The sequence below is a fragment of the Brachyspira sp. genome (assembly GCF_050873525.1).
Lineage (GTDB): Bacteria > Spirochaetota > Brachyspiria > Brachyspirales > Brachyspiraceae > Brachyspira.
Map to the genome: position 1 here is coordinate 1 of NZ_JBNMIZ010000286.1, position 2,737 is coordinate 2,737.

A 2,737-nucleotide genomic window follows, 5' to 3' on the forward strand; every position below is an offset into this window, starting at 1 on the left:
AATAAAAAATAAATTTATTGATTTAAAATAAGTATAATTATACCTTATATAATATTAATACCGTTTTTATATTTAAATTATTTTGTCTTACTCATTGCAATTTTAAAAATTTCTTTTAAAAGTTTCAAATTGGAATATACGCCTTTTATTTTTGATGGAATTTCATTTTCAGGATATACTCTCGCAGTCGGAACTTGACAGATTTTATAACCTAACTTTTTTACATGCACTAACGGATAATAACAATATTCGTAAGTATTAAAATCTTCTCTAAACCAATCCATCCTTTCGTCTAAAATATATTTTCTCGAAAAGCCTTTATAACCGTTGCAAACATCGTCATAATGAAATCCAGAAGTTAAACTAATCAAAGGCGAAGCGATTAATCTAATTCCTACTTTTCTCAAAAAAGGAGTATTCTCCTCTCTACCGCCTAAAGTAAATCTCGTAGCCTGAACTACATCAAAACCTTCGTCCAATTTTTCCAAAAATGCAGGCAAACTTTCATGCACATTATCTTTATCGTTTCCGTCAACCATTATCGCTCCTTCGTATCCCATCTCCATAGCTTGATAGAAACCTTGTTTTAATTGGACGCCTTGCCCTTTCTTATCGCTAACATTAATTAAAAGTCCTATACATCCGTAATTTTTAATGAAATCGGGATTAGAGGAATTATCTTTACTACCGCCATCGCAAATGAAAATATCGCATATATTAAAAATATTATTATCTTTCATTTTATTCATTTGAGAGATAAATCTTTCGCCTTCATTAATCACGGGAATTAATAACGCGTATTTATTTTTCCTTTCGTTAAAAATATAACTTTGATACTTTGGAATTTTAGGTTTTATTAACTTTAATTTTGCTTCACTCATTTTTATCCTCTCTTTCCAAACAAATTTTACATATAGGCAGTTCTGCTATATTATCTCTCAATAGTTTCTCTCTTATATCTTTATACGAATTCCATATACTCACGATACCCCCCCCCGTATGAAATTATGTTTCCCATAACATATTTTCTAAAATAGTCTTGGCAGCATAAAACCACATCGCCGTTTACCGTTATATTTAAATTTTTTATATCTTGACATTTTTTATAAGTCGTTTTTCTTTCTTCATGGCTTACATCCACAGCTCCGCCTCTATTATTCAAATATAATTCATTTGAAGTTTGAAGTTTCATTTTGTATTTTAAGAATTCTTTGACAGGTTTTAATCTTTCTAAATTTCTTTCTGGATTTTTATCATGAACGGTTATAATAAATTTATCCATTCCCGCTTCAACCAATTCTTTAGCTTTTTCCACATTTAGAATATCACCATTACTTACGAGAACTTGTGTGCATTTCGGAATATTGGAATTAACATATCTTACAAATTCTGGCAATCTATCGTCAAATAAAGGTTCGTTATAGAAATTGTATTGAAATAATCCCGTAAATTTTATATTTTTTAACTCTTCAACAATTCGTTTAAATATATCCCAAGACATAAATTCTTTAGGCGTTTCATAATCTTTATTTGGGCAGTAATGACATTTTCTATTGCAATAAGTAGATATTTCCACGCATACGCCGTGAAAAAAGTATTTATCTTTATATTTTATAGAATTAACTATTTCAGAATATATTTTATACCCGTCATATACAATTTTTCTATATAAATCTGGATTAATTTTTTCTATACTGCTTAATATTTTATCAAAAAGTAATTTAATTCTTTTCATTTTTTATCCTCTCTCAATTCTTTAATAAATTTTTTAAATCCGCCTCTATCGTAGATGAATGTTAGGAATGAAATTATGGAGATTATTACTATTGGATAAATAGGATAAATATATCTAAATATTACATACGGAGTAAATAAAACCACAATCCAAAATGTAGCTATGGCAGATAAAGATAATGAAAAAGAATAAATTAAAATATCATTATCAAATCTCTTTTTTATAAAGATTAAAATAAAACTAATTACAAATATTACAAAGGATATGATAACCAAAAATATTATAGGAATATGAATTGTATTATTAAATAAGAAATCATATATTTTATATCTTAAAGGCGAGAATGTGATTTTCTGCTCGTTTTCATTAAGTTTATTTATAAGTTCTATATTATCATTATAAGATTTTTGTATTTCTTCAACATCTGTAATAGGATAAGGAAAAGCTCCTTTTTCCAATAAATATGCAATTAAATATCTATTAATATGCTTAATATAATTTAAAGGATATTTAAATATATATTTTATCCATACTTTTTCTAATCCGTCTAATTTTTGAAATTTAAATGGTCTTTCAGGATGAGAAGGACTTCCAAATAAATCTCCATTATATGGGTCAATATTATATAGTTGTTTTACATCTTCAAAAGTTTTACCTTCTTCATACCAATCAATAGGTATTAAAGAATCGTCATTTGATGGAACGGCACAAGACGATATTTGGATTAAAAACATATAATTTGTCACGAGTTCTTTTTTATAATCTCTAATCCATATATGCGGAAATACTTTTACAATTCCAACTAAAATAACTGCCGATAACATCATTAATATAACAAACGATTTTATATAATTCTTTATAGATTTTATTTCTTTATTTTTAAGTAATAAATAAGTGAATAAAATAAAAATAGGGTAAATGCTCACTATATTGTTATGTCGCCATAAAAGTCCGAATAATAATATAATTCCAGTAAATATTCTTAATATTAGTTTTATATAC

Annotated in this window: 2 protein-coding genes and 1 pseudogene; all 3 read right to left on the reverse strand. The window is 26.4% G+C overall.

Annotation, left to right across the window (positions count from 1 at the left end; translation table 11 throughout):
• Nucleotides 1-77: 77 nt before the first annotated feature.
• Nucleotides 78-881, reverse strand: a complete 804-nt coding sequence (locus tag ACR0QS_RS12600; RefSeq protein ID WP_432633802.1) for a glycosyltransferase family 2 protein — start codon at nucleotides 879-881, stop codon at nucleotides 78-80.
• A gap of 80 nt (nucleotides 882-961) precedes the next feature.
• Nucleotides 962-1,735, reverse strand: a complete 774-nt coding sequence (locus ACR0QS_RS12605; protein ID WP_432633803.1) for a radical SAM/SPASM domain-containing protein — start codon at nucleotides 1,733-1,735, stop codon at nucleotides 962-964.
• Nucleotides 1,732-2,737 (reverse strand): annotated as a pseudogene (locus ACR0QS_RS12610) (hypothetical protein); the annotation flags it as partial. The pseudogene ACR0QS_RS12610 and the gene ACR0QS_RS12605, both read right to left, overlap by 4 nt.

Bases quoted from the DNA above. Each gene is read 5' to 3' on its own strand.
- ACR0QS_RS12600 (WP_432633802.1), bottom strand. From the start codon at position 881: ATGAGTGAAGCAAAATTAAAGTTAATAAAACCTAAAATTCCAAAGTAT.
- ACR0QS_RS12605 (WP_432633803.1), bottom strand. From the start codon at position 1,735: ATGAAAAGAATTAAATTACTTTTTGATAAAATATTAAGCAGTATAGAA.